The following is a 24,370-nucleotide window of genomic DNA, read 5'->3' as shown; positions in this document are numbered from 1 at the left end:
ATCCGCGTCCCTTTCCCGCATCCCCGCACTTTACTTACTCTCTCCGGTTACGCATGTTTATATTATTGTGAGCGCATAACAATTTAACGGGGAGATATTATGAATCCATCAGCGGAAGATAAATTATCATCGCTGGCCACTGTTCTGGCCCGCCGTGACTGGGAAAAACCGGCCTCGACGCAGTGCAACCGATTACCCGCACACCCGCCGTTCAACAGCTGGCGAAATGCAGAGGAAGCGAGAAGCAACAAGGCTTCAGGAAAAATTCGTAACCTGAATGGCGAGTGGACGTTCAGCTATTTTAACCGTCCTGGAGCCGTGCCGGAGCAATGGCTGCAACAGGATCTGGCTGAGGCCGATGCTGTGCAGGTGCCCTCTAACTGGCAACTGGCGGGATACGACGCGCCGATTTATACCAACGTTCAGTATCCGATCCCGGTCAATCCGCCGTTTGTGCCGGAAGAAAACCCTGCTGGTTGTTACTCGCTCACAGTTTCTGTGGATAATGACTGGCTGAGCAGCGGGCAGACGCGCATCGTGTTTAACGGCGTCAATTCTGCGTTCTATTTATGGTGCAACGGTCAGTGGGTCGGCTATTCCCAGGACAGCCGTTTACCGGCGGAATTCGATCTCAGTCATGTGCTGCATGCGGGTGAAAACCGGCTGGCGGTGATGGTGCTGCGCTGGAGCGACGGCAGCTATCTGGAAGATCAGGATATGTGGCGCATGAGCGGGATTTTCCGCGATGTCACCTTGCTGCATAAACCGGCAGAGCAAATTACTGACATGCAGGTGCGCACGCATCTGTTCTACGGCTTCACGCAGGCCGAACTGGAAGTGCAAGTCAGCGCCGCGGTACCGCCGGACACCGCGGCTGATTATCAGGTGCGCGTCCAGTTGTGGCAGGGCGATAAACCGGTCGCAGAACATCAGCAACCGCTCGGCAGTGAAATCATTGATGAACGCGGGACGGCATTTGACCGCACCACGCTGCGTCTGCCGGTCAGCCGGCCCGCATTATGGAGCGCTGAACAGCCCGCTTTATACCGTGCTGTCATTTCCCTGATTTCTCCGCAGGGCCAGCTTATTGAAGCCGAGGCCTGTGACGTCGGTTTCCGTCAGGTGGAAATCAGCAACGGGCTGCTGAAAGTGAACGGCCAGCCGGTATTGATCCGCGGCACCAACCGCCACGAACATCATCCTGAAAACGGTCAGGTGATGGATGAGGCCACCATGCGCCGGGACATTGTGCTGATGAAGCAACACAACTTCAACGCCGTGCGCTGCTCGCATTATCCGAACCATCCGCTGTGGTACCGGCTCTGTGACGAATACGGTCTGTACGTCGTGGATGAAGCCAATATCGAAACCCACGGCATGCAGCCGATGAACCGTCTGTCGGATGATCCGGTGTGGTTCAACGCCTTCAGCGAACGCGTGACGCGCATGGTTCAGCGCGACCGCAATCATCCGTGCATCATCATCTGGTCACTGGGCAATGAGTCCGGTCATGGCGCCACTCATGACGCGCTGTACCGCTGGATCAAATCTGTCGATCCGACCCGTCCGGTGCAGTACGAAGGCGGCGGCGCCAACAGCGCGGCGACCGACATTATCTGCCCGATGTATTCCCGCGTTGAGCAGGATCAGCCGTTCCCGGCGGTACCGAAATGGTCGATTAAAAAGTGGATCAGCATGCCGGACGAAACGCGTCCGCTGATCCTCTGCGAATACGCCCATGCGATGGGCAACAGCTTTGGCGGCTTTGATAAATACTGGAAAGCGTTCCGTCAGTTCCCGCGTCTGCAGGGCGGTTTTGTCTGGGACTGGGTTGATCAGAGTCTGCTGCGCACCAGCGAAAACGGTGAGCGTTATATGGCCTACGGCGGCGATTTTGGTGATACGCCAAATGACCGGCAGTTCTGCATGAACGGTCTGGTATTCGCTGACCGCACTCCGCATCCGTCCTTATTTGAAGCCCAGCGCGCCCAGCAATTTTTCCAGTTCTCGCTCACAGGCACTTCGCCTTTGATGATTGAAATACAAAGCGAATACCTGTTCCGGCACAGTGATAATGAGCAGTTAGTCTGGCGCATCGAACGTGACGGCGAAGTCATTTCGCAGGGCGAGGCGGTACTGAATATCGCGCCCAACGGCAAACAAACCCTGAATCTGGGCGATATACCGCAGGCAGAAGGCGATTTGTGGCTGAATGTTGCGGTATACCAGCCACAGGCAACTGCGTGGTCAGAAGCCGGACACCGCAGTGCCTGGGATCAATGGCAGTTGCCGCAACCGCTGATATTGCCGGTGCCGGAAAAAATCTCTGCCGCCACGCCGGTTCTCGATCAGCAAGGTGATGTGATTTCCGTACTGCACGGCGCGCAGTGCTGGCAGTTCAGTCAGCAAAGCGGATTGCTGGAACAGTGGTTCGATGGCAAAACGCCGCGCCTGCTTTCCGCCTTGCGCGACCAGTTTGTCCGTGCGCCGGTAGATAACGATATCGGTGTCAGCGAAGTCACCCGTATTGACCCGAATGCCTGGGTTGAGCGCTGGAAAGCGGCGGGTATGTACCGGCTGGAATCGCGTTTATTAAACATCTCCGCCGATCAGTTACAGGACGGGGTAGTGATCACGACCACTCACGCGTTTATGGCGGAGGAAGAAACGCGACTGCTGAGCCGCAAGATTTTCCGCATTGATAATCAGGGCGAACTGCATATCAGCGCGGAGGTTCGCGTGGCATCAAACGTGCCGTCACCGGGGCGCATTGGCCTGACCTGTCAGTTGGCTGAAACCGCAAAAAACGTTAGCTGGCTGGGCCTGGGGCCGCATGAAAACTACCCGGATCGCCGTCTGGCTGCGCAGCACGGGCGCTGGAATTTGCCGCTGACAGAGATGTACACGCCTTACGTTTTCCCGACCGAAAACGGTCTGCGCGGAGAGACCCGTGAGCTGGATTACGCCGGATGGACGCTGCGTGGCAATTTCCACTTTGGCCTGAGCCGCTACAGCCTGCAACAGTTGATGGACACCAGCCATCGTCACCTGTTGCGTGAAGAAGAGGGCACCTGGCTGAACATCGACGGCTTCCATATGGGCGTCGGCGGTGATGATTCGTGGAGCCCGAGCGTCAGCCCTGATTTCCTGCTGACAGCCGGTCAGTACCATTATTCGTTCACCTGGAAACGTGCCTGACAGCCTGCGCCGCCATGTTAATCCCCGGCGGCGCGATATTCAGACGTAAGGAAAATGCTTATGTATTACCTGAAAAATACTAACTTTTGGATGTTCGGGCTGTTCTTCTTCTTTTACTTTTTCATCATGGGTGCCTACTTCCCGTTCTTCCCGATCTGGCTGCATGATATTAATCAGATCAGCAAAAGCGACACCGGCATTATCTTCGCCAGCATTTCGCTGTTCTCACTGTTGTTCCAGCCGGTGTTTGGTTTACTCGCCGATAAACTGGGGCTGAAAAAGCATTTGCTGTGGATCATCACCGGCATGTTGATCCTGTTTGCGCCATTCTTTATCTACGTGTTTGGGCCGTTACTGAAAATTAATATCTATCTCGGTTCGGTGGTGGGCGGGATTTACCTTGGCCTGATTTACAACGCCGGTGCGCCTGCGATTGAAGCCTATATCGAGAAAGTCAGCCGTCGCAGCAGCTTTGAATTTGGCCGTGCACGTATGTTCGGTTGTGTCGGCTGGGCGCTTTGCGCATCGGTGGTCGGCATCATGTTTACCATCAACAATGAATTTGTGTTCTGGCTCGGCTCCGGCTGTGCGGTGATCCTCGCTATCCTGTTGCTAATCGCCAAACCGGAAGTCACGTCCAGCGCGCGCGTGGCCAACGAACTGGGGGCGAACAGCAAACCGTTCAATCTCAAACTCGCCCTCGAACTGCTGAAAGACAAGAAGCTGTGGTTCCTGGCGCTGTACGTCATCGGTGTTTCCTGTACGTACGACGTGTTCGATCAGCAGTTTGCCAACTTCTTTACCTCCTTCTTCACGTCATCTTCTGAAGGGACGCGCGTCTTTGGCTATGTGACCACGATGGGCGAACTGCTCAACGCCTGCATCATGTTTTTCGCACCGCTGATAGTAAACCGCATTGGTGGCAAGAATGCTTTGCTGCTGGCCGGTACCATCATGTCAGTGCGCATCATCGGCTCGTCTTTCGCGTCATCGCCGCTGGAAGTGGTGGTGCTGAAAACCTTGCACATGTTTGAGGTGCCGTTCCTGATTGTCGGTTGCTTCAAGTACATTACGTCTGTGTTTGAGGTGCGTTTCTCGGCGACGATTTATCTGGTGACTTTTTGCTTCTTCAAACAGGTGGCGATCATCTTTATGTCCGTTTTCGCGGGCAACATGTATGACCGAATCGGTTTCCACGGCACCTATCTGATCCTCGGAGTCATCGCGCTGACCTTCACGGTGATTGCTGCCTTTACGCTGAGCGGCCGCGGCCCCCTTCAGGCATTCAAAACCCCTGAACCGTTAAAAAACAGCCACGCAAATTCTTAATTTATCTGAACTCTTTGCTGCGAAATTGGCACTTCATCGCATTGTTAGTTAACCTTACAGAACACTTGCTGCCTCATTAAACGGGGCAGCTTTGGTTTCTTGCAGCCCGTGAGGGTGTAATTTTGGGGTACTTTAAATGGATGATTTAAACGTTGTGGGCAGCATCAATAATGCTGGCAACTGGTTGGTGAGAAACCAGGCGTTACTGCTTCATTACGCGGTGAATATTGTGGCAGCGATCTTCATTCTGATTGTGGGGATGATTATCGCCCGTGTCGTTTCCGGTGCCGTCAGCCGGGTCTTAAAAGTTCGTGGTATTGACATCACCGTTTCCGACTTCCTTTCCGCCATGGTGCGTTACGCGATTATCGCCTTCACGCTGATTGCGGTTCTGGGGCGGATTGGCGTGCAAACCACGTCCGTGATTGCCGTCATCGGTGCCGCCGGTCTGGCCGTCGGTCTGGCATTACAGGGGTCGCTGTCCAACTTTGCGGCCGGCGTTTTGCTGGTGATCTTCCGTCCGTTCCGTGCCGGTGAATATGTCGATCTCGGCGGCGTGGCCGGTACCGTCACTCAGGTACAAATTTTTTCCACTACCCTGCGTACGCCGGACAACAAAATCATTGTGGTGCCGAATGGTAAAATCATCGCCGGTAACATCATCAATAATTCACGCGAACCGACCAGCCGTATCGAGCTGACGGTGGGCGTGGGTTATGACTCAGACATCGATCTGGTGAAAACGATCCTGACCGACATCATTACGGCCGATCAGCGTGTTTTGAAAGATAAAGACGTCGTGGTTCGCCTCAACGAAATGGCAGCTTCAACCCTGAATTTCATTGTGTACGCCTGGACCAGCAACGGTGATGCACAGAACGTGAAATGGGATCTGCTGGAATCGTTCAAACGCGCGCTGGATAAAAACAATATCAATATTGCGTATCCGCAGATGGATGTTCACCTGTATCAGGTGGCGAATGCGGCGGGCAACCAGCAGGAAGAACGACGCACTTTCGAATAAAGTATGCTTCCCGGATTCAGATTTTCACAGGCGCCTGCGGGCGCCTTTTTCATGCCTGAAAAATCATCCTGCCACTGATAAGCCAGTCTAATGAGCGATTAGAAATATCCATTTCCTCTTATACCGGCTAAGCCCTTACACTGCGCGCAATCTCTGTTATTCACTCTCTGAAGGATATCCCATGCTGGCTATTTTCCTGCAAGGACTGGCGATGAGCGCCGCGATGATTTTACCCATTGGCCCGCAGAATGCATTTGTGATGAATCAGGGCATCCGTCGTCAGTATCATCTGATGATCGCCGGTTTGTGCGCCCTGAGTGACATCGCGCTGATTTGCGGCGGCATTTTTGGCGGAAGCGCGTTGCTGAGCAAATCTCCGACGTTGCTGTTGCTGGTGAGCTGGGGGGGCGTGGCATTTTTACTGTGGTATGGCTGGGGCGCATTTCGCACGGCATTCAGCAAAAACCCTGAACTGGCGCAGGCTGAAGTGGCGAAGCAAAGTCGCTGGAAAATTGTCGTCAGCATGCTGGCGGTGACCTGGCTGAATCCGCATGTTTATCTCGATACTTTCGTGGTGCTCGGCAGTCTGGGCGGCAGCCTGAGCCATGATGAGCGTTCGTGGTTTGCGCTCGGCGCGGTCAGTGCGTCGGTGATGTGGTTCTTCGGGCTGGCGATCCTCGCCGCCATGCTCGCGCCCTGGCTGAATACCGGCAAAGTGCAGCGCGTCATCAACTTTATCGTCGGTGCAATTATGTGGGGAATTGCAATACAACTGGCGCGTCAGACCGGGGTATTTTAAGTTTTGTCACTAATCTTAGTTTCTGTTGTAACGGATTATGCTACGGTTTCGCAGATTGTTTGACCTATCTATTGCCAGATCTTTGATGATTAATGGAGGCACTGTGAAACTGAAAGCATTGGCTGTAGCAGCGATGTTGGGATTAGGGACATTACCGCTGGCGTTACAGGCGGCAGAATTACCTGCCGGGCCGCACGTCGTGACGTCAGGCACCGCAAGCGTGGATGCCACGCCGGATATCGCGACACTGGCGATTGAAGTCAGCGTGTCGGCGAACGATTCAGCCAGCGCCAAGAAGCAGGCTGATGAACGCGTGGCAGAGTACTTTGCTTTCCTGCAGAAAAACGGCATTGAGAAAAAAGATATCAATGCGGCGAACCTGCGTACTCAGCCGGAATATAACTACCTGAAAGATGGCACGTCACAGCTCAAGGGCTACCGCGCCGTGCGTCAGGTTCAGGTAACTTTGCGTCAGCTCGACAAGCTGAATGAACTGCTGGATGGCGCGCTGAAATCCGGCCTGAATGAAGTGCGTGCGGTTGAACTGGGCGTCGCCAATCCGGATAAATTCCGTGATGAAGCGCGTCAGAAAGCGATTGAAAACGCCACGCAGCAGGCAAAATCGCTGGCCGAAGGTTTCCATACCAAACTGGGGCCGGTTTACAGCATTCGTTATCACGTTGCTAACTACCAGCCGATGCCGGTGGCGCGTATGTATAAAACAGCCGAAGCCGCAGGGCAGAGCGATGTCGCGCAAACCTACGAGCAGCAAAGTATTCATTTCGACGATCAGGTCGATGTGGTATTCGAATTGCAGCCTCAGGCACCTGCACCTGCACCTGCACCTGCACCTGCACCAGCCCCGGCTCCGGCTCAGTAAGAATGAATCTGTAAAAATGAAAAAACCCGCTCCGGCGGGTTTTTTGTTTCTGACCTTTTATGTTGCCTGTCGGACTTCTTTATCGGCTGAAAACGTCACCTGTTTCTGTGCTTCCAGCACCCGCAATCTTTCTGTCAGCGCCTGGCTGATCGAGGCATAAGCGGTACTGCCCAGCGCCAGACGTAGTGGCGGACTGACGGCATCGGCAGCGGTGATCATCGCCCGGACAGTATTTACCGCGTCACCTTTAATGGCGAAATCACCGGATGCAATCGCCCGGCGTACCTCACCGGCGGGTGTCTTTTCATAGCACGGCAAGGGCGTGGCATGATCCAGCCCGGCGCCAAATTCTGTGCTGGTCGGGCCGGGTTCCACGATCAGGAAATCAATGCCAAACGGTGCCACTTCCTGCGCAACGGATTCGACAAACCCTTCAATCCCCCATTTGGTCGCATGATAAAGACTGAAGTTGGGATAAGCGATCTGTCCGCCTTCCGATGAAACCTGCACAATCCGGCCGCCACCTTGTCCGCGCAGGTGGGGTAAAACGGCGCGGATAAGCTGGATCGAACCCACCAGGTTAGTGGCGATCTGCCTGTCGATTTGTTCGTCACTGCTTTCTTCGCCTGCGCCGAACAGGCCATAACCGGCATTGCTGACCACGACATCAATACGTCCCATCTTAGCGAATGCTCCGGCAACGGCTGCTCTGATTGCCGGAGTGTCTGTGACGTCGAGCGTGATGCTATGCAACTGATCGCCATAGATCGCCTGTAAGGCGTCAAGCGCACCCGGCTTGCGTACGGTGGCGATCACCCGGTCACCGCGCTCAAGTAGCTGTTCAGTGAGCAGGCGTCCAAGGCCGGTCGATGTGCCGGTAATAAACCATGTCTTTGCCATTATCAAATGCCTCTGTTGCAGAAGTTGCCAGACATTCAGGGTAGGGCAATACTATTGTTGCGTTAATACCCAATAACCCGCATGAACAGGTGAATATTCCCCACCAATGAGCAAACCATTATTGAGTAAACCGACCCTGGCAGAACTCAGGGCCTTTATGGCTGTTGCTGAACACCGCAGTTTCCGCCGTGCCGCCGATCTTTTAGGCATTACCCGATCCTCGCTCAGCCATATTATGCGCGGGCTTGAAGATCGTCTTGGCGCACGCCTTTTGCACCGCACGACGCGCAGTGTGTCACTGACCGAAACGGGTGAACGCCTGCTGAAACGGATTAATCCGCTGATGAACGGGCTTGATGCGGCGCTGGAAGACGTAGCAGGCGAGCCGGGGAGGCTGACGGGTGAATTACGTATCAACGGCAGCGAGGGCGCTATCCGCTTGTTGTTGCGTAATATTGTGCCGCAATTCATGGCGCGTTATCCCGGTGTGGCGCTGGATCTGGTGGCGGAAGGAAAGCTGGTGGATATTGTCGGGGAAGGGTTTGACGCAGGGATCCGGCTGGGAGAAGCGGTTCCACGGGACATGATCGCCGTGCGGCTCAGCCCCGACATGCGCTTTCTGGCCGTGGCTTCGCCGGATTATCTTGCGGCGCATCCCGCCCCTGAAACGCCGGATGATCTCGCCCGCCATCAGTGTCTGCGTCAGCGCCTGCCCAGCGGAAAACGCTATCGCTGGGAGTTCCACAAACGCGGACAGGAAGTGGCGGTGGATGTGCCGGGAAATCTGACGCTGGATAATACGCAACTGATGATTGAGGCCGCACAGGACGGGCTGGGGATCGCGTATGTTCCTGAAGATTATGCGCAGGTTGCGCTGAAAGAAGGGCGGCTGATTGCAGTGCTGGAAGACTGGTGCCCGCCAATCCCCGGTTTGTTTCTCTACTTCGCGGGCAACCGGCATGTGCCCGCGAGCCTGCGGGCATTGATCGAGATGGTCCGGGAGAAAAGCGGTTAAACGCCGCTTTTCACGCCGGATAATTCTGTCAGTCCTGACGCAACACCTGATGTCCGTGGGCGATCAGTGCATCGGTGACTTTACGCATCATGCGGCTTTCGGGCGCAAAACGGTGCCAGTAAAGCATACGGCGCTGGAACAGGCCGGGCGTCAGGTCGATCAGCTCGCCGCTTTCCAACTCTTTCTCGATTTGCAGATGCGGGATCATGCAGCAGGTGGTGCCCTGACGGGCCAGTTGCACAAAGGCTTCCGACGAGTTAACGATGTGGCACGGCACGCTGCCCGGCGATAAATCGAAGTTCTGTTGCAGGAAGGCCTGATGCATATCGTCCAGATGGTCAAACGCTACCGCAGGCGCTTTCAGCAAGGCGGAGCGGGTAACGCCGTTCGGGAAATAGCGATCAGCAAAAGGTTTCGAACCCACAAACAAATAGTCCAGCGCACCAAGCTGATCCACCAGACAGCTCGGCAGTGGCTGGGGTTGAATACTTACCGCGCCCACCACTTCACCACGACGCAGACGTTCCTGCGTGCGCGTTTCGTCTTCCACCTGTAAATTCAGGCGGATAGGGGAATCAACCAGCACTGATTTCAGCGCCGGTAACAGCCAGGTTGCCAGACTGTCGGCGTTGACCGCCAGTGAAAGCAGCAGAGGTGTATCATTGCTTTCATTGTTGCTGTCACTGCCAAGCCACTCTTCTTCCAGTAATTCCACCTGATGTAACAAGGCCAGTAATTTCTGTCCCTGTTCAGTCGGCCGGGGTGGAACGGTACGAACCAGCAGCGGCTGGCCAAACAAATTTTCCAGTTGCTTAATGCGCTGAGAGACGGCCGATTGTGTGATGCAAAGCTTCTGCGCTGCGCGCTCAAAACCGCGCTCACGGATCACCGCGTCCAGTGCCTGCAGCGTTCTATAGTCCGGGCGTTTCATCGGAGTTCTGTCCCTTAGATTTAATTTTATCCGAACACTATGCCACAGATTGTCAGGATTTGTGGTGAGGAAAATCTTTGTGTTTGCAGCACAATTGCACTTAATAAGTGTGATCTGGCTGCGGTGTTGTTTATCCAAATTGCCGGGACATGCTTTATAATCACCGGCACTCTTCGTTCCACCGAACTATTCACGCCACTTACGTGTTATCAGACAGAGAAGCCATTATGACGCAGGAAGAATTGAAAAAAGCAGTCGGCTGGGCCGCACTGGATTACGTCACGCCGGGCACCATTGTCGGTGTCGGTACCGGATCCACCGCCGCACATTTCATTGATGCACTGGGTTCCATCAAAGGCCAGATTGAAGGTGCGGTTTCAAGCTCCGATGCTTCTACCGCAAAACTGAAGAGTCTGGGTATTCATGTTTTCGACAGCAATGAAGTGGATTCGCTGGATGTGTATGTCGATGGCGCGGATGAAATCAACGGCTCGATGCAGATGATCAAAGGGGGTGGCGCTGCGCTGACCCGCGAAAAAATCATTGCCGCGATTGCCAAAAAATTCATCTGTATCGTGGATGCTTCCAAGCAGGTTGATGTGCTGGGTAAATTCCCGCTGCCGGTGGAAGTGATCCCAATGGCGCGCTCTTATGTTGCGCGTGAACTGGTTAAACTCGGCGGCCTGCCGGAATACCGCCAGAATGTGCTGACAGACAATGGCAATGTGATCCTTGATGTGCATAACCTGAACATTCTTGATGCCGTCGCGATGGAAAATAAGATCAACAGTATTGCCGGTGTTGTGACTGTCGGCCTGTTCGCCAACCGGGGTGCTGACGTGGCGCTGGTCGGGACTTCTGAAGGTGTCAAAACCGTCAAACTGAAGTAATCAGAATATAAGCAGAAGATCTGGCTGCTTTAGGGCAAGGCAGCCAGCCTAAGCCTCGTCATTGCGCTGTCATAACGCAATGTTATGAAGATGATAATTTTCTGACTGAATCATCTTTTCTTCAAAGGCTTTAATTTGGTGACTTATGTCACATTTCTGTATTTCTCCTCCTGAACGTCTGGCACAGTAAAATTGAACCAGCATGAAATGCTAAAAACCGGCAGGCGTGCTGAGCCTTCTGCTGGGGGGCAGGCAATCGTTTGTATTGATGATGGCGGATTTTTTGTTATGTTGACTGTGAGCAGTCATCTTGCAGTTCGAATTCAGCCAGAAAAATATAGGGTCGGGAAATGGCAAAAGTATCACTTGAGAAAGACAAGATTAAATTTTTGTTAGTGGAAGGCGTCCACCAAAGTGCGGTTGATACACTCCGTGCCGCGGGTTACACCAATATTGAATTTCACAAAGGTGCTTTAGACACGCAATCGCTGAAAGAATCGATCCGTGATGCGCACTTTGTTGGACTCCGATCGCGTACTCAGCTGACTGAAGAAGTGTTCCAGGCAGCCGAAAAACTGGTGGCTGTTGGGTGTTTCTGTATCGGCACCAATCAGGTAGATCTGAAAGCTGCGACCCGTCGCGGTATTCCGGTCTTTAACGCACCCTTCTCCAACACCCGTTCGGTTGCGGAAATGGTGCTGGGCGAGATGTTGCTGATGATGCGCGGCATTCCTGAAGCGAATGCGAAAGCGCACCGTGGTGTCTGGAACAAGCTGGCGGTCGGTTCATTCGAAGCGCGCGGCAAGCGTCTGGGTATCATCGGTTACGGTCACATTGGCACGCAGCTGGGGATTCTGGCGGAAAGCCTGGGGATGCGCGTCTTCTATTATGACATCGAAAGCAAACTGCCTTTGGGCAACGCGCAGCCGATTGCCACACTGGAAGAATTGCTCAATACCAGCGACGTCGTCACGCTGCATGTGCCGGAAACAGCCGGAACCAAAGACATGATCTCCGAGTTGCAACTGGCGCAGATGAAGCCTGGCGCACTGCTGATCAATGCCTCACGCGGCACGGTCATCGACATTCCTGCGCTGTGCAATGCGCTGCGCAACAAACATCTTTCCGGTGCGGCTATCGACGTCTTCCCGGAAGAACCGGCGACTAACAGTGACCCGTTCAATTCTCCGCTGTGTGAATTCGACAACGTATTGCTGACGCCGCATATCGGCGGTTCGACGATGGAAGCGCAGGAAGGTATCGGCCTCGAAGTGGCAGGCAAACTGGCGAAATACTCTGACAACGGTTCTACACTGTCAGCGGTCAACTTCCCGGAAGCGTCTCTGCCAGCGCACACCGAGAAAGCCAGCCGTCTGCTGCATATCCACGAAAACCGTCCGGGTGTGCTGACCAGCATCAACCAGATTTTTGCGGAACAGGGTATCAACATTGCTGCGCAGTACCTGCAAACCAGTCCAGAAATCGGTTATGTGGTGATTGATGCAGAAACGGATATCAATACGCTGACTACCGCGCTGCAACTGATGAAGGCGATTCCGGGAACCATTCGTGCCCGTTTGCTTTACTGATAAGCCTTTCTGAAACAGACAAAATACCAACCGCCGAAAGGCGGTTTTTTGTTTTATGGCATCAGGGCGTTAAAAAATGTCTGCAGAGGGAATAAAGGGGGGATCAAAACGTCAGAAGTAAAAGGACAGGGTAATCAGACCGCAGAGGATCATTGATGAAAAAGTGATTTCGAACAGGTAGCGGCGCAGCATCATCTGTCAGTACCTCAGGGCAGAAAACGGAGAAAAAAACACCCGGCGAACCGGGTGTTAAATTTTTCAGTCTTGATAAGAGTGAACAGATTCGTTCACAAAGACTTCTTAGTGACTTCTTATGCTGCCGGAGTTGCTTTAGCCGGAGCAGCTTTCTTAGCATGTTTCACGTGCTTTTTAGCCGCCTGCGCCTTCTGAGCAACAGGAGCCGCTTTCTTAGCGTGTTTCACGTGCTTCTTAGCCGCCTGCGCTTTCTGAGCAACAGGAGCCGCTTTTTTAGCGTGTTTCACGTGTTTCTTAGCCGCCTGCGCCTTCTGAGCGACTGGTGCTTTTTTAGCGGCTTTTTTGTGTTTCTTGGCAGCTTGCGCTTTCTGAACAGGTTTCTTGTGTGCTTTATGCTTAGTGGCATGAGCCGGAGCTGCGGTGGTTGTGGTAGCAGCAGGTGCCGGCGTTGCGGTAGTTTCAGCAGCGAAAGCGACAGAAGACAGGCCCATTGCAGCGGCTACAACCAGAGCTAATACTTTTTTCATCTTTAATTCCTCAGGGATCTTGGTTTGTGTGTCTACCCCACTGCGGGGCCGATGTGAGAATAATAGGCGTGACAAACCTTGCTGTCCGTGAGTGATTGGTTTCGGCGTGTAACGGTATGTATAAAGAGAAAGTATTATTAATTTCAATGGGTTGGGTTTTTAAAAAGCGAGGGAGACGTGCGGATTTCAAGCTTAGTTACAACATACTTATGAGGTATGCTTTCTATTTCTGGCTGGCACTCTGCTTACCGTGGATTTATATCGTCTGGCATCACCATCTCCACACTTTTCCAGGCGTGATGACCTCAGGTAAAGGCACATCCCAGTGTTCCACCGGTAAAGCATCGACATGCTGACAATCGTGCGCTAATCCGATCGGATACGGCCCGCCTTCTTTCCAGCGCTCAAGTGTGCGGTCATAAAAGCCACCACCCATACCTAAACGTTGCCCCGCACTGTCGAACGCCACCAGCGGCGTCAGGATGATATCCAGCTGCGCCAGCGGGATCACCTGCGTGACATCCAGTTGTGGCTCAAGAATGTTGAGCCGGTTGCGCACCAGCGTCGTATCGGGCGTATAACGCAGAAAAAGCAGATTACCCGGCGAGAAAGGGTGCAGCACTGGCAGACAAAGCTGTTTGCCTTCGTTCCACAAACGGGCGATCAACGGTGCGGTATCCAGCTCACCATCAAAGGACAGAAACAGGGAGACTGAAGTGGCGGAATGAATTTTCGGATGGGTTGCAACGCGTTCTGCAGCCTGCAGCGCAAAATGAGTTTGCTGTTCAGCGGTCAGCGTATTTCTGCGTTGGCGTATTTCACTGCGGATGGTTTGTCGGGCAGAAGCAAAAAGTGGCGTGTAGGGCATAGATACAAACACCAGAAAGGGATGTACCAAAAAGAAAGGGGAATCTCCGAGATGCCGTCGCAGGCTGTAACCCTTGAACCCATGGTTCAAGGTGAACGTGCTGTCGCAATCTTTAGGCTTCTCGGACGGACCGAGCATGCGCACCGATTACGGATCATCACATTCTGTTGGTACTAATTATCGGCTCAGGGGACGGGCCCGCTGGCGAACATCTCAGAGAAATTTTTTACCGTTTCTGACGACCTGTGACCAGTCAGTCAGCAACGTGTTTTATTCGAAAGGCGCCCCTTCACGTTCAGAGATCCGGCCTTGTTCGAGCAATGCCTGCTCGATGGTTTGTTGCAACATCCGTATACGTTGTTCCATATTGGATGCGTAGTCGCGCGTTTTCAACCTTTCCTGAGCAAGTTCGTGACATACGTTCAATGCCGCGATGAATACCAGTTGCTCCGTATTGGTGACTCTAGTGCGAACTTTCAGATCTTGCAACCGCTGATTAAGATCTTCAGCTGCCAGATTCAGTGCTTCCTGTTGTTCTGGCGGACAATTCACCCGTAAAGAGCGACCAAAAATTTGAATATCTACCGGTTGTGCAGACATGCCACCTTCCTGCTGATTTATTCGTCCGCCCCAACGTGACCACTACGACCTGGCGCAGGATGTTGGAAGCGGGCGCCACTATAACTATCTCAATACCAGGTTACAACCCCATGACCGGCTGACTGCTGCCCGATTGTTCAGAGCGTGCCATTCATGTTTAAGACCACCCCATCACGGGCTGCTAATCTGGTACTACGACAGACCTTGGTGGTAGCATAACACGAACTTAACCTGCCAACGATGGCGAATGCGCATGTCTATAGAGAATACTTACCCTACTTACGATTCGTTGGATCAAAACCTGAAACAACAATCGGTTGCTTTGACCGCAGCAGAAATGCACGGTTTGATCAGTGGTTTGCTGTGCGGTGGCAATCGCGACGGCAGCTGGCTGACGATGGTGCATGATCTGACTAACGAAGGTATGGCCTTCCCGCACACGCTGGCAGATTTGCTGCAACAATTGCGCAAAGTGACGTCAGACACTCTCGAAGATGACAGCTTCGAATTCAAAATGTTGATGCCCGACGATGAAAAACACATCTTTGAGCGTGCCGATGCGCTGGCCGGATGGGTTAACCATTTCCTGCTTGGCCTGGGCATGATGCAGCCAAAACTCGCCAAAGTGAAAGGCGAAGTCGGTGAAGCGATCGACGATTTGCGCAGCATCGCGCAACTGGGCTACGACGAAGATGAAGATCAGGAACAACTGGCGCAATCTTTAGAGGAAGTGGTGGAGTACGTCCGTGTTGCCGCCATTCTGTGCTTTGGTGAATTTGGCCACAGCCGCCCGACGGCTGCGGAAAATCACCGTACTTTGCATTGATGGTACATTGCATTACATAAACTGATTGCACTCATTAAAACGATTTCAGGAGAAGGTGATGACTCAGCAAGAGTACGAGAATCGTCGTCAGGCGCTGTTAGCGAAGATGGCCCCGGGAAGTGCTGCGGTAATTTTTTCTGCGCCCGAAGCACCACGCAGTGCCGACAGTGAATACCCGTATCGTCAGAGCAGTGATTTCTGGTATTTCACCGGTTTCAATGAGCCGGAAGCGGTATTGATCCTGGTGAAAAGTGATGAAAATCATAACCACAGCGTCCTGTTTAACCGCGTCCGTGATCTCACCGCTGAAATCTGGTTTGGTCGTCGTTTAGGTCAGGAAGCCGCGCCCGCCAGGCTTGGCGTGACCAAAGCGCTGCCTTTTGATGATATCAACGATCAGCTTCATCTGCTGCTTAACGGTCTCGACGTGCTGTATCACGCACAGGGCGATTACGCCTATGCGGATGAAATCGTTAACCGTGCCATGGAAAAGCTGCGCAAAGGCTTCCGTCAGAATCTCTCGGCCCCGGCCACTGTCACCGACTGGCGTCCGTGGGTGCATGACATGCGCCTGTTCAAATCGGCTGAAGAGATTGCCGTCATGCGCCGTGCCGGACACATCACCGCGCTGGCCCATACCCGTGCGATGGAAAAATGCCGTCCGGGCATGTTCGAATATCAGCTTGAAGGCGAGATTCATCACGAATTCACCCGTCACGGTGCACGTTATCCTTCCTATAACACTATTGTGGGCGGCGGCGAAAATGGCTGCATCCTGCATTACACCGAAAACGAATGTGAACTGCGTGACGGCGATTTAGTGCTGATTGACGCTGGTTGTGAATATCAGGGTTATGCCGGTGATATCACCCGCACGTTCCCGGTGAACGGCAAATTCAGCAAAGCGCAGCGCGAAATCTACGACATCGTGCTGGCGTCAGAATATAAAGCGCTGGAAGTGTTCGGGCCGGGCAGCAGCATTCAGGCCGCGACCGAAGCCGCAGTTCGCGTGATGATTGAAGGTCTGGTCAAACTGGGCGTGATGAAAGGTGATGTTGAAACCCTTTACGCGGAGCAGGCACATCGCCAGTTCTTCATGCACGGTCTTTCCCACTGGCTGGGGCTGGACGTTCATGATGTCGGCCATTATGGCTCAGTGGATCGCAGCCGTACGCTGGAGCCGGGCATGGTGCTGACCGTTGAACCGGGTCTGTATATCGCGCCGGATGCCGACGTACCGGAAGCATACCGCGGCATCGGTATTCGTATTGAAGACGACATTCTGATCACCACCACCGGTATTGAAATTCTGACCGGCGATGTGGTGAAAGAAGCCGATGATATTGAAGCGTTAATGGCGGCGGCAAAGAAATAATATGAGCATCGTAATTGTTGGCGGCGGCATGACCGGCGCCACGCTGGCGCTGGCGATTTCCTCGCTGACGCAGGGACGTTTGGCGGTGCATCTGGTGGAAGCCACTGCGCCGGAACATCACGGACACCCGGGCTTTGATGCCCGCTCGATTGCGCTGGCACAGGGAACCTGCCAGCAATTATCGCGGGTGGGGATCTGGTCTGCCCTGGCGGCAATCGCCACGCCAATCCGTGATATCCATGTCAGCGATCGTGGTCACGCGGCCTTTGTGAATCTCAATGCCGCGCATTATGGCGTTGAGGCGCTGGGGCAGGTGGTTGAGTTGCATGAAGTCGGTAAGCGCCTGTTTGCGATGCTGAAAAATGCACCCGGCGTCACGCTGCATTGTCCGGCGAAAGTTATGGATGTCGCGCGTTCACAAGATTCCGCCAGCGTGACGCTCGACAGCGGTCAAACGCTGACAGCACAGCTTTTGGTGGCCGCTGACGGTTCGCATTCTTCGCTGGCAAAAGCCTGCAATATTGGCTGGCAGCGTGAAGATTATGGCCAGATTGCCGTCATCGCCAACGTGGCGACCAGCGAGCCGCACAACAATCGTGCTTTCGAGCGTTTCACCCAACACGGTCCGCTGGCACTGCTGCCGATGTCCGATGGCCGCAGTTCGCTGGTCTGGTGTCATCCGCGCGAAGCGAAAGGCAAGATTGATCACTGGAGCGAAGCGCAGTTCCTCAGTGAGTTGCAAAAAGCTTTCGGCTGGCGACTGGGCACCTTCCGGCAGGCCGGTAAACGGTTCAGTTATCCGCTGCAATTACAGCAAGCCAATAGTCACATCAGCCACCGTCTGGCGCTGGTTGGCAACGCGGCGCAAACGCTGCATCCGATTGCCGGACAGGGTTTTAACCTCGGCCTGCGCGACGTCATGACGCTGGCGGAAACACTGGCTAATGCTGCGGCACAAGGTGCCGATGTCGGCAGTTACCGTGTGCTGAGTGAATATCAGCAGCGCCGTCAGCCCGATCAGCAGGCAACTGTCGGCGTTACCGATGGTTTGATCCACCTCTTTGCCAACCGCTGGCTGCCGTTAATGGTCGGGCGCAATCTCGGTTTACTGGCGATGGAAGGCATTACGCCATTACGCGATGCTTTCACTCGCAGAACGTTAGGTTGGGTTGACCGTTAATCCCTACAGGAAAAATTATGCAATCTTTTGATGTGGTTATCGCCGGTGGCGGAATGGTTGGTCTGGCGCTGGCGTGCGGATTACAGGGCAGCGGTCTGCGTGTTGCCGTACTGGAAAATCAGCAGCCGGATCTTGATACGCCCTTGCCGGAACAGCCTGGCTTGCGGGTTTCAGCGATCAATGCTGCCAGTGAACGTCTGCTGAAATATATCGGCGTCTGGGACAACATTATTGCGCAGCGTGCCAATGCCTATCAGGGGATGGAAGTCTGGGATCGCGACAGCTTCGGCAAAATCGCGTTCCGCGGCGAAGAATACGGTTTCAGCCATCTGGGTCATATTATTGAAAATCAGGTGATCCACCGCGCCTTGTGGCAACGTGCGGAAAAATCTTCCGACATCACATTGCTCACACCGGCAACACTGAAAAATGTGGCGTGGGGAGAAAATGAAGCCTTCATTACCCTGAGTGATGAACGTCAGCTCAGCGCGCGTTTAGTGGTCGGCGCGGATGGCGCACAGTCGTGGCTGCGTAAGCACGCCGATATCCCGCTGACATTCTGGGATTATCGCCATCATGCACTGGTTGCGACCATCCGCACTGAAGAGCCGCACCAGTCTGTTGCACGCCAGGTATTCCACGGCGAAGGCATTCTGGCATTTCTGCCGCTGGCCGATACCCATTTATCTTCTATTGTCTGGTCAGTTTCGCCGGATGAAGCGCAGCGCCTGAGCGCGCTGGAGCCTGAAGAGTTCAACAAAATCCTCGCCAGTACCTTTGACCTGCGCCTGGGGATTTGTACCGTAGAAAGCGAGCGCCTGACCTTCCCGCTGACCGGTCGTTATGCCCGCAGTTTTGCCGGACAACGTCTGGCGCTGGTGGGCGATGCGGCACACACCGTGCATCCGCTGGCCGGGCAGGGTGTCAACTTAGGTTTTATGGATGCCGCAGAACTTGCCTCCGAAATCAAACGCCTGCAAAAAGAAGGCAAAGATTTCGGCCAGCACATGTACCTGCGTCGTTACGAGCGTCGTCGTAAACACAGCGCTGCGCTGATGCTTGCCGGGATGCAGGGCTTCCGCGAACTGTTTGCCGGTGACAATCCGGCCAAAAAACTGCTGCGTGATATTGGCCTGACGCTGGCGGATTCCCTGCCGGGCGTGAAGCCGAAACTGGTCCGCCAGGCAATGGGGCTGAATGATTTACCGGAATGGTTACGGGACGATTCGCTTCGATTGAAATAATCTAATTTTAGCTCAATTTTTCCATTACATTTTCTAATCCGGGGCCGGATTTCTCATTCTGCAAATGGTGAGAAATCCGGCCTTGTCGTTATATAACATCGATACTTTTGATGTTTATTTGTAGATTTTGCGCCACAAACCCCAGTTTACCAGTCAAAAACTCTGCACAATGCCCTTGTGAGATCACTGACATTCATTCTGCTCTGCATATTTTAACTTATGGTTAGTGAGCTTATTCAGTGGTAAGTTCGAGCAAGGGTATCGTTTGCGCCACCACGCAAAATCCCGTCATCATTCGAGCTATCTCCGCGTTGGCTTCCTTCGCGAACCCCGGTCACATACTTATGTATGCTCCCGGGGATTCACTCAGTTGCCGCCTTGATCTAACACGAATGATTTTGGGTTTTTACGTGGTGTGCCGTTTATGCATTTGTATTCAAATGAGGAATAAGATGGTTAAGCAGACTCAGCTTTATGAACAACATGTTGCGTGCGGTGCGCGTATGGTCGATTTCCACGGCTGGATGATGCCTCTGCATTACGGCTCCCAACTGGATGAACACCACATCGTGCGTCAGGATGCCGGTATGTTTGACGTCTCGCACATGACCATTGTCGATCTCCACGGTGCCCGTACCCGTGAATTCCTCCGTTACCTGCTGGCGAACGATGTCGCCAAACTCACCGTTCCCGGCAAAGCGCTCTATACCGGTATGCTCAATGCGTCCGGCGGCGTGATCGACGACCTGATTGTTTACTTCCTCAACGAAAATTATTTCCGTCTGGTGGTTAACTCCGCAACCCGCGAGAAAGATCTGGCATGGATTTCGCAGCATGCAGAACCGTACGCCGTTGAACTGACGGTGCGTGATGATCTGGCGCTGGTCGCTGTACAGGGGCCGCAGGCGAAAGAAAAAGCGGAAACCTTGTTTACCGCCGGGCAAAAACAAGCGGTCGCGGGAATGAAGCCGTTCTTTGGCGTGCAGGCCGGCGACCTGTTTATCGCGACAACCGGTTATACCGGCGAAGCGGGTTATGAAATCGCGCTGCCGCAAGAGCAGGTGGCGGATTTCTGGCAGAAATTGCTGGCAGCAGGCGTGAAGCCCGCCGGTCTGGGCGCGCGCGACACGCTGCGTCTGGAGGCAGGCATGAATCTCTACGGTCAGGAAATGGACGAAGGCGTTTCACCGCTGGCGGCCAACATGGGCTGGACCATCGCCTGGGCGCCGGAAGACCGTCACTTTATTGGCCGTGACGCACTGGAAAGACAGCGCGAGCAGGGCACCGAACAGCTGGTCGGCCTGGTGATGACCGAGAAAGGTGTATTGCGTAACGAACTGCCGGTGCGATTCACCGACAGCGCGGGCAACACGCTGGAAGGCGTGATCACCAGCGGGTCATTCTCTCCGACGCTGGGCTACAGTATTGCACTGGCACGCGTTCCGGCAGGCATTGGCGAAAATGCCATTGTGCAGATCCGCAACCGTGAAATGCCGGTAAAAGTCACCAAACCCGGTTTTGTCCGTAACGGCAAACCGCTGGTGCAGTAACGAATTCGTGATAAAAATTATCCGGTTAACGCTGAATTAAGCACTTTTTTGGAGAAAGTAACATGAGCAATGTTCCAGCAGATTTGAAATACGCATCCTCCCACGAGTGGATACGTTCAGAAGGCAACGGCGTTTATACCGTAGGCATCACCGAACACGCACAGGAGTTACTGGGCGATATGGTTTTCGTTGATCTGCCAGAAGTCGGCCGTGAAGTTGCCGCCGGTGAAGACTGCGCCGTGGCTGAATCCGTCAAAGCGGCGTCAGATATTTACTCTCCAATTAGCGGCGAAATCGTTGCAGTTAACGGCGAACTGGAAGGTTCTCCGGAGCTGGTCAACAGCGAGCCATACGGCACCGGTTTCCTGTTCCAGATTAAAGCGTCAGACGAAAGCGAACTGGCTAAGCTGCTTGATGCAGAAGCCTACTCAGCGTCCATCGACGAGTAATTACACATTGCATTACCCGCCCCGCAAACCGCTTGCGGGGCAGTTCCAGACCCGTAGCTTTTGTCAGTATCCCAAGACACCTCCAGCAGATTTCAGGAATGCGTAGCAAATGACTCAGACTCTCAGCCAACTCGAACACAGCGAAGCCTTTATCGGCCGCCACATCGGTCCGTCTTCTCAGCAGCAGCAACAGATGCTGGAAACGGTCGGTGCGGATTCTTTAAATGCGCTGATCCAGCAGATCGTTCCGGTCGATATCCAGTTACCAGGCCCGCCGGCTGTCGGTGATGCCGTCACGGAACATCAGGCGCTGGCTGAGCTGAAAGCCATTGCCAGCCAGAATCAACGCTATAAATCCTACATCGGTATGGGTTACAGCGCGGTGCTGACACCGCCGGTTATCCAGCGCAATATGCTGGAAAATCCGGGCTGGTACACCGCGTACACGCCGTATCAGCCGGAAGTGTCACAGGGCCGTCTTGAAGCATTGCTGAACTTCCAGCAACTGACTTTAGACTTAACGGGGCTGGATCTGGCTTCTGCTTCTTTGCTTGATGAAGCGACTGCCGCTGCCGAAGCGATGGCGCTGGCAAAACGTGCCAGCAAACTCAAAGATGCCAACCGTTTCTTCGTGGCAGACGACGTGCATCCGCAAACGCTGGATGTGGTGCGTACCCGTGCGGAAACCTTCGGTTTTGACATCATCGTTGATAAAGCCGAAAAAGTGCTCGAGCTGGAAGGCGTGTTCGGCGTGCTGCTGCAGCAGGTTGGCACCACCGGTGAAGTTCACGATTACACCGCGCTGCTGGGCGAACTGAAATCCCGCAAAATTATTACCAGCGTTGCCGCTGATATTATGGCGCTGGTGCTGCTGGCCGCACCGGGCAAGCAGGGCGCAGACGTGGTCTTCGGTTCCGCGCAACGCTTTGGTGTGCCGATGGGCTACGGTGGTCCGCACGCGGCATTCTTCGCCTGTGTAGACGAATTCAAACGTTCCATGCCGGGCCGTATCATCGGGGTTTCCCGTGATGCCGCAGGCAAAACTGCACTGCGTATGGCGATGCAGACCCGCGAGCAACATATCCGCCGCGAAAAAGCCAACTCCAACATTTGTACCTCGCAGGTTTTACTGGCGAATATTGCCAGTCTGTATGCGGTATTCCACGGTCCTGAAGGCCTGAAACGCATTGCGTCACGTATTCACCGTCTGACCGACATTCTGGCCGCTGGCCTGAAACAGGGTGGCCTGACGCTGCGTCATAACACCTGGTTTGACACGCTGACTGTTGAAGTCAAAGACAAAGCCGCTGTGCTGGAGCGCGCACTGAGTTTCGGTCTGAACCTGCGTACTGACATTCACGGCGCAGTCGGTATCACCCTCGACGAAGCCACGTCCCGCGAAGACGTTCAGGTTCTGTTCGCTGCCCTGCTGGGTGACGACAACGGTCTGGATATCGACAAACTGGACAAGGCGGCATCGACCGACAGCAACTCCATTCCTGCTGCTATGCTGCGTGTGGATCCGATCCTGACCCATCCGGTATTCAACCAGTACCACAGCGAAACCGAGATGATGCGTTATATGCACCGTCTGGAGAAAAAGGATCTGGCGTTGAATCAGGCCATGATCCCGCTGGGTTCCTGCACCATGAAACTGAACGCTGCGGCAGAAATGATCCCGATAACCTGGCCGGAATTTGCCGATCTGCACCCGTTCTGTCCGACAGAACAGGCTGGCGGTTATCAGCAGATGATTGGTCAGTTGTCACAATGGCTGGTTCAGCTTACCGGTTACGACGCAGTTTGCATGCAGCCAAACTCCGGCGCGCAGGGCGAATACGCGGGTCTGCTGGCCATCCGTCGTTACCACGAAAGCCGTAACGAAAGCGGTCGTCACATCTGCCTGATCCCAAGTTCAGCGCACGGCACCAACCCGGCTTCCGCGCAGATGGCGAGCATGACCGTCGTAGTGGTTGCGTGTGATAAACAGGGCAACATCGACCTGAGCGACCTGCGTGAGAAAGCGGCGAAAGCGGGCGATGAGCTGTCTTGTATCATGGTGACGTACCCGTCAACGCACGGCGTTTACGAAGAAACTATCCGCGAAGTTTGCCAGATTGTGCATCAGTACGGCGGTCAGGTTTACCTCGACGGCGCGAACATGAACGCACAGGTCGGCATTACCACGCCGGGTTACATCGGCGCGGACGTCTCGCACCTTAACCTGCATAAAACTTTCTGTATCCCGCACGGCGGCGGCGGTCCGGGCATGGGCCCGATTGGTGTGAAAGCGCATCTGGCGCCGTTCGTTCCGGGTCACAGCGTGGTGCAGATTGACGGCGTGCTGACGCAAAACGGCGCGGTTTCTGCGGCACCGTTCGGCAGTGCTTCCATCCTGCCAATCAGCTGGATGTATATCCGCATGATGGGCGCGGAAGGTCTGAAACAAGCCAGCCAGGTGGCAATTCTGAATGCGAACTACATCGCGACCCGTCTGAAAGACGCGTATCCGGTGCTGTATACCGGCCGTGATGGTCGTGTGGCGCACGAATGCATTCTGGATATTCGTCCGCTGAAAGAGACGACCGGTATCAGTGAAATGGATATCGCCAAGCGTCTGATCGACTACGGATTCCATGCCCCGACCATGTCCTTCCCGGTGGCCGGTACGCTGATGGTTGAACCAACCGAATCAGAAAGCAAAGTGGAACTGGATCGCTTCATTGATGCGCTGCTGGCAATCCGCAGTGAAATCGACCGCGTGGCGCAAGGCGAATGGCCGCTGGCAGACAACCCGCTGGTGAATGCACCGCACGTGCAGAACGAGCTGGTCAGCGACTGGAACCATCCGTACACCCGCGAAGTGGCGGTATTCCCGGCCGGTTACGACAACAAGTACTGGCCGACGGTGAAACGTCTGGATGACGTGTACGGGGACAGGAATTTGTTCTGTTCGTGTGTACCGATGTCAGATTACGAGTAAGACGCCGATCTGCTCCTC

The 24,370-nt window shown here is 54.2% G+C and carries 20 protein-coding genes and 1 other RNA gene; 15 read left to right on the top strand and 6 right to left on the bottom strand.

The window, feature by feature from the left end; all coding sequences use genetic code 11:
- The first annotated feature begins 99 nt into the window (after positions 1-99).
- From DXU84_RS18875 to DXU84_RS18855, 5 genes are all read left to right on the top strand, one after another.
- Complete coding sequence (locus DXU84_RS18875; RefSeq protein ID WP_153376509.1) at positions 100-3,198, top strand: beta-galactosidase; 3,099 nt, start codon at positions 100-102, stop codon at positions 3,196-3,198.
- 60 nt (positions 3,199-3,258) lie between these two features.
- On the top strand, positions 3,259-4,527 hold the full coding sequence (locus DXU84_RS18870; RefSeq protein WP_112150877.1) for an MFS transporter: 1,269 nt from the start codon (positions 3,259-3,261) through the stop codon (positions 4,525-4,527).
- 136 nt (positions 4,528-4,663) lie between these two features.
- Positions 4,664-5,551 (top strand): small-conductance mechanosensitive channel MscS, encoded by an 888-nt coding sequence (gene mscS, locus DXU84_RS18865; protein ID WP_013576798.1) that lies wholly within the window; start codon positions 4,664-4,666, stop codon positions 5,549-5,551.
- A gap of 181 nt (positions 5,552-5,732) precedes the next feature.
- A complete protein-coding gene (argO, locus tag DXU84_RS18860) occupies positions 5,733-6,350 on the top strand; it encodes an arginine exporter ArgO (protein WP_112150875.1) in 618 nt (205 codons plus the stop codon).
- A 103-nt stretch (positions 6,351-6,453) separates the two neighbouring features.
- Positions 6,454-7,230 (top strand): oxidative stress defense protein, encoded by a 777-nt coding sequence (locus DXU84_RS18855; RefSeq protein ID WP_370461814.1) that lies wholly within the window; start codon positions 6,454-6,456, stop codon positions 7,228-7,230.
- Positions 7,231-7,287: 57 nt separating this feature from the next.
- Here the strand turns inward: DXU84_RS18855 and DXU84_RS18850 are convergent, their stop codons facing one another.
- On the bottom strand, positions 7,288-8,130 hold the full coding sequence (locus tag DXU84_RS18850) for an SDR family oxidoreductase (RefSeq protein WP_153376507.1): 843 nt from the start codon (positions 8,128-8,130) through the stop codon (positions 7,288-7,290).
- A gap of 106 nt (positions 8,131-8,236) precedes the next feature.
- On the opposite strand from DXU84_RS18850, the gene DXU84_RS18845 reads away from it, so the two are divergent.
- The gene (locus DXU84_RS18845; RefSeq protein WP_153376506.1) at positions 8,237-9,145 is read left to right on the top strand and encodes a LysR family transcriptional regulator; all 909 of its coding nucleotides are present in this window, start codon (positions 8,237-8,239) and stop codon (positions 9,143-9,145) included.
- Between the two features lie 28 nt (positions 9,146-9,173).
- Here DXU84_RS18845 and DXU84_RS18840 read toward each other — a convergent pair whose 3' ends face one another.
- Entirely contained in the window at positions 9,174-10,076 is a 903-nt protein-coding gene (locus DXU84_RS18840; protein ID WP_013576793.1) for a LysR family transcriptional regulator ArgP, read from the bottom strand.
- A gap of 227 nt (positions 10,077-10,303) precedes the next feature.
- Here DXU84_RS18840 and rpiA point away from each other — a divergent pair, with 227 nt between their 5' ends.
- Together rpiA and serA are read left to right on the top strand one after the other, a co-directional pair.
- Positions 10,304-10,966, top strand: coding sequence for a ribose-5-phosphate isomerase RpiA (rpiA, locus tag DXU84_RS18835; protein WP_013576792.1), 663 nt, complete (start codon positions 10,304-10,306; stop codon positions 10,964-10,966).
- Between the two features lie 350 nt (positions 10,967-11,316).
- A complete protein-coding gene (serA, locus tag DXU84_RS18830; protein WP_013576791.1) occupies positions 11,317-12,555 on the top strand; it encodes a phosphoglycerate dehydrogenase in 1,239 nt (412 codons plus the stop codon).
- A 311-nt stretch (positions 12,556-12,866) separates the two neighbouring features.
- On the opposite strand, the gene asr is transcribed toward serA, so the two are convergent.
- From asr to zapA, 4 genes are all read right to left on the bottom strand, one after another.
- Positions 12,867-13,277, bottom strand: a complete 411-nt coding sequence (gene asr, locus DXU84_RS18825; protein WP_013576790.1) for an acid resistance repetitive basic protein Asr — start codon at positions 13,275-13,277, stop codon at positions 12,867-12,869.
- Positions 13,278-13,548: 271 nt separating this feature from the next.
- Complete coding sequence (locus tag DXU84_RS18820; RefSeq protein ID WP_015690332.1) at positions 13,549-14,145, bottom strand: 5-formyltetrahydrofolate cyclo-ligase; 597 nt, start codon at positions 14,143-14,145, stop codon at positions 13,549-13,551.
- A 39-nt stretch (positions 14,146-14,184) separates the two neighbouring features.
- Positions 14,185-14,368: non-coding RNA, 6S RNA (gene ssrS, locus DXU84_RS18815), on the bottom strand.
- 47 nt (positions 14,369-14,415) lie between these two features.
- Positions 14,416-14,745 (bottom strand): cell division protein ZapA, encoded by a 330-nt coding sequence (gene zapA / locus DXU84_RS18810; RefSeq protein WP_013576788.1) that lies wholly within the window; start codon positions 14,743-14,745, stop codon positions 14,416-14,418.
- A 253-nt stretch (positions 14,746-14,998) separates the two neighbouring features.
- Between zapA and DXU84_RS18805 the strand changes: the two genes are divergently transcribed.
- The 7 genes from DXU84_RS18805 to gcvP all read left to right on the top strand — a co-directional run bounded on the left by DXU84_RS18805 (position 14,999) and on the right by gcvP (position 24,352).
- The gene (locus tag DXU84_RS18805) at positions 14,999-15,571 is read left to right on the top strand and encodes a YecA family protein (RefSeq protein ID WP_015690331.1); all 573 of its coding nucleotides are present in this window, start codon (positions 14,999-15,001) and stop codon (positions 15,569-15,571) included.
- 58 nt (positions 15,572-15,629) lie between these two features.
- The gene (gene pepP / locus DXU84_RS18800) at positions 15,630-16,946 is read left to right on the top strand and encodes a Xaa-Pro aminopeptidase (RefSeq protein ID WP_013576786.1); all 1,317 of its coding nucleotides are present in this window, start codon (positions 15,630-15,632) and stop codon (positions 16,944-16,946) included.
- Position 16,947: 1 nt separating this feature from the next.
- Positions 16,948-18,126 (top strand): 2-octaprenyl-6-methoxyphenyl hydroxylase, encoded by a 1,179-nt coding sequence (gene ubiH, locus DXU84_RS18795; protein ID WP_126125100.1) that lies wholly within the window; start codon positions 16,948-16,950, stop codon positions 18,124-18,126.
- Between the two features lie 17 nt (positions 18,127-18,143).
- A complete protein-coding gene (ubiI, locus tag DXU84_RS18790) occupies positions 18,144-19,370 on the top strand; it encodes an FAD-dependent 2-octaprenylphenol hydroxylase (RefSeq protein ID WP_131638280.1) in 1,227 nt (408 codons plus the stop codon).
- 452 nt (positions 19,371-19,822) lie between these two features.
- Positions 19,823-20,920, top strand: coding sequence for a glycine cleavage system aminomethyltransferase GcvT (gene gcvT, locus DXU84_RS18785; protein WP_153376505.1), 1,098 nt, complete (start codon positions 19,823-19,825; stop codon positions 20,918-20,920).
- Positions 20,921-20,982: 62 nt separating this feature from the next.
- A complete protein-coding gene (gene gcvH, locus DXU84_RS18780; RefSeq protein WP_037036686.1) occupies positions 20,983-21,369 on the top strand; it encodes a glycine cleavage system protein GcvH in 387 nt (128 codons plus the stop codon).
- Positions 21,370-21,478: 109 nt separating this feature from the next.
- Positions 21,479-24,352: an aminomethyl-transferring glycine dehydrogenase gene (gene gcvP, locus DXU84_RS18775; protein WP_013576781.1), complete on the top strand. Its 2,874-nt coding sequence runs from the start codon at positions 21,479-21,481 to the stop codon at positions 24,350-24,352.
- Positions 24,353-24,370: the final 18 nt, after the last annotated feature.

The sequence above is a fragment of the Rahnella sp. RcJ3 genome (genome assembly GCF_009498575.1).
Taxonomy (GTDB): Bacteria; Pseudomonadota; Gammaproteobacteria; order Enterobacterales; family Enterobacteriaceae; genus Rahnella; species Rahnella aceris.
Note: the sequence above shows the minus strand (reverse complement) of the source record. Positions and strands in the feature narration are given on the sequence as shown.

Bases quoted from the DNA above. Each gene is read 5' to 3' on its own strand.
- serA (WP_013576791.1), top strand. From the start codon at position 11,317: ATGGCAAAAGTATCACTTGAGAAAGACAAGATTAAATTTTTGTTAGTG.
- zapA (WP_013576788.1), bottom strand. From the start codon at position 14,745: ATGTCTGCACAACCGGTAGATATTCAAATTTTTGGTCGCTCTTTACGG.
- gcvP (WP_013576781.1), top strand. From the start codon at position 21,479: ATGACTCAGACTCTCAGCCAACTCGAACACAGCGAAGCCTTTATCGGC.
- mscS (WP_013576798.1), top strand. From the start codon at position 4,664: ATGGATGATTTAAACGTTGTGGGCAGCATCAATAATGCTGGCAACTGG.
- DXU84_RS18875 (WP_153376509.1), top strand. From the start codon at position 100: ATGAATCCATCAGCGGAAGATAAATTATCATCGCTGGCCACTGTTCTG.
- ubiI (WP_131638280.1), top strand. From the start codon at position 18,144: ATGCAATCTTTTGATGTGGTTATCGCCGGTGGCGGAATGGTTGGTCTG.
- ubiH (WP_126125100.1), top strand. From the start codon at position 16,948: ATGAGCATCGTAATTGTTGGCGGCGGCATGACCGGCGCCACGCTGGCG.
- rpiA (WP_013576792.1), top strand. From the start codon at position 10,304: ATGACGCAGGAAGAATTGAAAAAAGCAGTCGGCTGGGCCGCACTGGAT.
- asr (WP_013576790.1), bottom strand. From the start codon at position 13,277: ATGAAAAAAGTATTAGCTCTGGTTGTAGCCGCTGCAATGGGCCTGTCT.
- pepP (WP_013576786.1), top strand. From the start codon at position 15,630: ATGACTCAGCAAGAGTACGAGAATCGTCGTCAGGCGCTGTTAGCGAAG.
- DXU84_RS18805 (WP_015690331.1), top strand. From the start codon at position 14,999: ATGTCTATAGAGAATACTTACCCTACTTACGATTCGTTGGATCAAAAC.
- DXU84_RS18845 (WP_153376506.1), top strand. From the start codon at position 8,237: ATGAGCAAACCATTATTGAGTAAACCGACCCTGGCAGAACTCAGGGCC.
- DXU84_RS18870 (WP_112150877.1), top strand. From the start codon at position 3,259: ATGTATTACCTGAAAAATACTAACTTTTGGATGTTCGGGCTGTTCTTC.
- DXU84_RS18850 (WP_153376507.1), bottom strand. From the start codon at position 8,130: ATGGCAAAGACATGGTTTATTACCGGCACATCGACCGGCCTTGGACGC.
- argO (WP_112150875.1), top strand. From the start codon at position 5,733: ATGCTGGCTATTTTCCTGCAAGGACTGGCGATGAGCGCCGCGATGATT.
- DXU84_RS18840 (WP_013576793.1), bottom strand. From the start codon at position 10,076: ATGAAACGCCCGGACTATAGAACGCTGCAGGCACTGGACGCGGTGATC.
- gcvT (WP_153376505.1), top strand. From the start codon at position 19,823: ATGGTTAAGCAGACTCAGCTTTATGAACAACATGTTGCGTGCGGTGCG.
- DXU84_RS18820 (WP_015690332.1), bottom strand. From the start codon at position 14,145: ATGCCCTACACGCCACTTTTTGCTTCTGCCCGACAAACCATCCGCAGT.
- gcvH (WP_037036686.1), top strand. From the start codon at position 20,983: ATGAGCAATGTTCCAGCAGATTTGAAATACGCATCCTCCCACGAGTGG.